Here is a 4,440-nt window from a genome sequence, read left to right on the forward strand (position 1 = left end):
GTCTGGGCGCCAGCGCCGTCGCGGTCCAGGACCCGCCGCTGGGCACCGGCCACGCCGTGCTGGCGGCCCGCGAGGCGCTGGCGGGCTTCTCCGGACAGGTGGTCATCACCTATGGCGACGTGCCGCTGCTGAAGGCCGACCACATCGCGCCCGTGTTCGGCGCCGAGGGCGTCACCGTGCTGGGCTTCGAAGCCGCCGACCCCGCCGCCTACGGCCGCCTGATCGTGGACGAAGACGGGATGCTTGAGGCCATCGTGGAGGCCAAGGAGGCCACGCCCGACCAACTGGCCGTCACCGCCTGCAACTCCGGCGTCATCGCCGTGGACGCGGACCTGCTGTTCCAACTGCTGGATCAGGTGGGCAACGACAACGCCAAGGGCGAATACTACCTCACCGACATCGTCGCCCTGGCCCGCAAGGGAGGCCACCCGACCCGCGCCGTCTTCGCCGACGAGGCCGCGGTCATGGGCGTCAACAGCCAGGCCGAACTGGCCGAGGCCGAGCGCCTGTTCCAGCAGGTGCAGCGCGAGGCCTTCCTGGCCGCCGGCGTCACCATGCCCGCCCCCCACACGGTCCATTTCGCCTGGGACACCGCCGTCGAGGGCGGCGTGCTGATCGAGCCCAATGTGGTCTTCGGTCCCGGCGTCAGCATCGCCTCCGGCGCCCGCATCCGCGCCTTCTCGCACCTTGAGGGCGCCACCGTGGCCTCCGGCGCCGAGGTCGGCCCCTACGCCCGCCTGCGCCCCGGCGCCTCGCTGGGGCAGGGCGCCAAGGTGGGCAATTTCGTCGAGGTCAAGAACGTGACCATGGGCGCGGGCGCCAAGGCCAACCATCTGGCCTACCTGGGCGACGGCGAGGTGGGCGCGGAGGCCAACATCGGCGCCGGCACGATCTTCTGCAACTACGACGGCTTCTTCAAACATCGCACGGTGGTGGGCGAGGGGGCCTTCGTCGGCTCCAACAGTTCGCTGGTGGCGCCGGTGACCATCGGCGCGGGCGCCATGACCGGCTCCGGCTCGGTCATCACCGCCGATGTGGCCCCGGGCGATCTGGCCCTCGGCCGCGCGCCCCAGACCCACAAGCCCGGCTGGGCCGCCCGCTTCATGGACACGATGCGCGCGAAGAAGGCGAAAAAGACATGAGCGCCGATCTGCAGAAACAGCGCGCCGGCGAGGCCGCCGCCGAACGGATCCAGCCCGGCATGACCGTGGGCCTGGGCACCGGCTCCACCGCTGCATGGTTCGTCAAGGCGCTGGCCGCCCGCAACCTGGCCGACCTGCGCTGCGTCCCGACCTCAGAGGCCACCGCTGATCTGGCCCGGTCCCTCGGCCTGCCCCTGACGACGCTGGAGGACGTGGCCCGCATCGACGTCACCGTGGACGGCGCGGACGAGGTCGGGCCGGGCCTGGCCCTGATCAAGGGCGGCGGTGCGGCCCTGCTGCGCGAGAAGCTGGTGTGGGAGGCGTCGGACCGCTGCGTGGTCATCGCGGACGCCGCCAAGGTGGTGAAGGCCCTGGGCAGGTTCGCCCTGCCCATCGAGGTGGTGGCCTTCGGTCACAAGACGACGGCCAACCGCATCGCCGACGTGCTGGCCGACCACGAGATCGGCATGCCCGCCCGCCTGCGCACAGCGGACCGCGGCATCGTCCGCACCGACGGTGGCAACGTCATCTATGACGCGGCCTGCGGCGTCATCGTCGACCCCGCCCGCCTTGCCGCCGATCTGAAGAGCCTGACCGGCGTGGTGGAGCACGGCCTGTTCCTCGACCTGGCCGAGGAGGCCATCATCGGCACGGACACAGGGGTGGAGACGCTCCACCCCTGAGCGCGGCTAGCGCGAGCTGTCGTCCGCGTCGGTCCGGGTTCTCAGTCGCTCGTGGGCGCGGCGAATGGAGCTGGCGACCTCGAACCGGCTGGCCCGGGGAATGGCGCGCGTCCTGTCGGCGTCATAGAGCCCCTGCAGATAGGCCAGGTCCCAGTCCGTCAGGCTGGGCGTCATCCCGGGGTCCTCGAAGACGTTGAGGATCGAGGCGTAGCGCCCGGTGTCGGCCTCCGGATCGATCTGGGCCAGGGACACCATGGCGACGTAGTCGGCCAGCTGCAGGGCCGTCACATCCTCCATCTGGTTCATGTCGATGATGACCACCACCCGGCTCATGTCGTCGACGATCTGGCTGTGCAGCTGCGAGGGCGTCCGCACGCTGATGATCGGCGCGAAATCATAGATGCTCGAACAGGACCCCTGGCACTCGCCCGGGACGCGGACCGCCCGCTGACCCGTGTCGGAGTCCACCGGCATGCTGATCGCCCACCAGCGCACGGGCTGGTCCGAGGTCTGGAAGGCGTTGAGACGGGAACGGCCGCGGTCCATGCCGGAGCCGCCCATGAGAAAGTGACGCCTCCGCTGCGCCACCATCTGCTGCGCCATGCCGTCCGGGTCATGGGTGGCGACGATCAGGATGTTGGGACGGCAGCCTGGCGCGCCGGGCCTGAGGCCCATGTCCGCGGCGACGGTGGAGACGCGGTCCACCACGAACTGCGCCGTCTCCGGGATCAGATTGCCGGCGCCGACACAGACCGGACCGGGCCAGCGGGCGAGCTGCCGGCCCCGGTTCGGCGCGGCCACCTCGTTGACGAAACCCTGGATGAGATCGTCCAGGGGCCGTCCGATCACCTCCACTTCCTGGAGGTGGGTCACGGTTTCGCCCGGGCTCGGCTCCTGAACTTCCGCGGACGTGGTGGCCAGCAGACTGGCCAGGGCGAGGGCGATCATCATGGCTTGATCCTGTGCGCTGCGTCCGTTGCAGAGCGACGATATGCGCAATCGGGCGGAACGTCACGCATTCCTTGAGGACGATGACCGGCGTTCGCCGGGTGCGGCGAGCCTTGTCCCGGCGGTCCGCGTCTCCTAACTCGGTGATACGCAAGGGCCTTTGACCACCGCCGGCCCGTCATTTCAGACGATTCAGACTATTCAGACCCTGTTTTTTCGCTCCAGGGTCTGAAATCAGGAGTCCCCGATGCCCGAGACCTACGACTACGACCTCTTCGTCATCGGCGCGGGCTCCGGCGGGGTGCGGGCGGCGCGGCTGACGGCGCTGGGGGGCAAGCGGGTCGGGATCGCCGAGGAATACCGCTACGGCGGCACCTGCGTGGTGCGCGGCTGCGTGCCCAAGAAGTTCATGGTCTACGCTTCGGAGTTCTCACACATTTTCGAGACCGCACGCGGCTACGGCTGGACCGTGGACAACCCCACCTTCGACTGGCCGACTTTCCTTGAAGCCAAGGACGTGGAGATCGCGCGCCTGTCGGGCATCTACGCCGCCAATCTGGGCAAGGCCGGGGTCGACACCTTCCATGCCCGGGCCGTTCTGAAGGACGCCCACACCATCGACATGGGCGACAAGGGAACCGTCACCGCCGAGAAGATCCTGATCGCCACCGGTGGCCGTCCCTGGGTGCCCGAGGACCTGCCGGGCATCGAGCATGTCATCACCTCGGAAGAGGCCTTCCACCTGCCCGCGCTGCCCAAAAGCATCATGATCGCCGGCGGCGGCTACATCGCGGTGGAGTTCGCGGGCATCTTTGCCGGGCTGGGCGTCGAGACCACCCTGGTCTACCGCGGCCCCAACATCCTGCGCGGCTTCGACGACGACGTGCGCGCCCACATGGCGGGCGAGATCGAGAAGCGCGGCATCAAGGTGGTGCTGGGCTGCCAGCACGAGTCCATCGAGAAGACCGACGCCGGTCTGGTCAGCCATCTGGGCAACGGCATGACGCTGGAGACCGAGCAGATCATGTTCGCCACCGGCCGCATCCCCCATGTGAAGGGTCTGGGCCTCGACAAGGCGGGCGTCGAACTGACCGAGCACGGCGCCATCAAGGTGGACGGCCACTCGAAGACCACCGCCGACAACATCTGGGCCATCGGCGACGTCACCGACCGCATGAACCTGACTCCCGTGGCCATCCGCGAGGCGGTCGCCTTCCACGAGACGGTGTTCAGGAACAATCCCCAGGCCTTCGACTATGAGGCCGTGCCCACAGCCGTGTTCAGCCAGCCGCCCGTGGGCACCGTGGGCCTGACGGAGTCCGAGGCCCGCAAGGCCTGCGGCGAGATCGACGTCTACCTGACCCGCTTCCGGCCCATGAAGACCGCCTTCTACGGCGACGACGAGCGCACCCTGATGAAGCTGGTGGTCCGCGCCGCCGACGATCGGGTGGTGGGCTGCCACATCGTCGGCCCCGACGCGCCCGAGATGATCCAGCTGGCGGGCATCGCGGTGAAGGCCGGCCTGACCAAGGCCCAGTGGGACGCCACCTGCGCCGTCCACCCCTCCGCCGCCGAGGAGCTGGTCACCATGCGCGACAAGCAGACGCCCCAGAGCATGTCGGCGGGCTGAGCCGTCAGGCGCCCCTGACCGCCGCCGGTATGATGTC

Annotated in this window: 4 protein-coding genes; 3 read left to right on the plus strand and 1 reads right to left on the minus strand. The window is 69.3% G+C overall.

Annotated features, from left to right (window positions below; translation table 11 throughout):
- Together glmU and rpiA are read left to right on the plus strand one after the other, a co-directional pair.
- Nucleotides 1–1,142 (plus strand): bifunctional UDP-N-acetylglucosamine diphosphorylase/glucosamine-1-phosphate N-acetyltransferase GlmU (gene glmU, locus C0461_RS13595; protein WP_292107753.1); only part of this gene is annotated, 1,142 nt, incomplete at its 5' end.
- On the plus strand, nt 1,139–1,825 hold the full coding sequence (gene rpiA / locus C0461_RS13600) for a ribose-5-phosphate isomerase RpiA (RefSeq protein ID WP_292107754.1): 687 nt from the start codon (nt 1,139–1,141) through the stop codon (nt 1,823–1,825). The genes glmU and rpiA, both read left to right, overlap by 4 nt.
- Before the next feature lie 6 nt (nt 1,826–1,831).
- On the opposite strand, the gene C0461_RS13605 is transcribed toward rpiA, so the two are convergent.
- Nucleotides 1,832–2,776 (minus strand): hypothetical protein, encoded by a 945-nt coding sequence (locus C0461_RS13605; RefSeq protein ID WP_292107756.1) that lies wholly within the window; start codon nt 2,774–2,776, stop codon nt 1,832–1,834.
- A gap of 244 nt (nt 2,777–3,020) precedes the next feature.
- Between C0461_RS13605 and gor the strand changes: the two genes are divergently transcribed.
- Entirely contained in the window at nt 3,021–4,403 is a 1,383-nt protein-coding gene (gor, locus tag C0461_RS13610; protein ID WP_292107757.1) for a glutathione-disulfide reductase, read from the plus strand.
- Nucleotides 4,404–4,440: the final 37 nt, after the last annotated feature.

The organism is Brevundimonas sp., from assembly GCF_013823285.1.
Lineage (GTDB): Bacteria > Pseudomonadota > Alphaproteobacteria > Caulobacterales > Caulobacteraceae > Brevundimonas.

Excerpts from the sequence above, each read along its gene's own strand:
- rpiA (WP_292107754.1), top strand. The coding sequence starts at position 1,139 with ATGAGCGCCGATCTGCAGAAACAGCGCGCCGGCGAGGCCGCCGCCGAA.
- C0461_RS13605 (WP_292107756.1), bottom strand. The coding sequence starts at position 2,776 with ATGATGATCGCCCTCGCCCTGGCCAGTCTGCTGGCCACCACGTCCGCG.
- gor (WP_292107757.1), top strand. The coding sequence starts at position 3,021 with ATGCCCGAGACCTACGACTACGACCTCTTCGTCATCGGCGCGGGCTCC.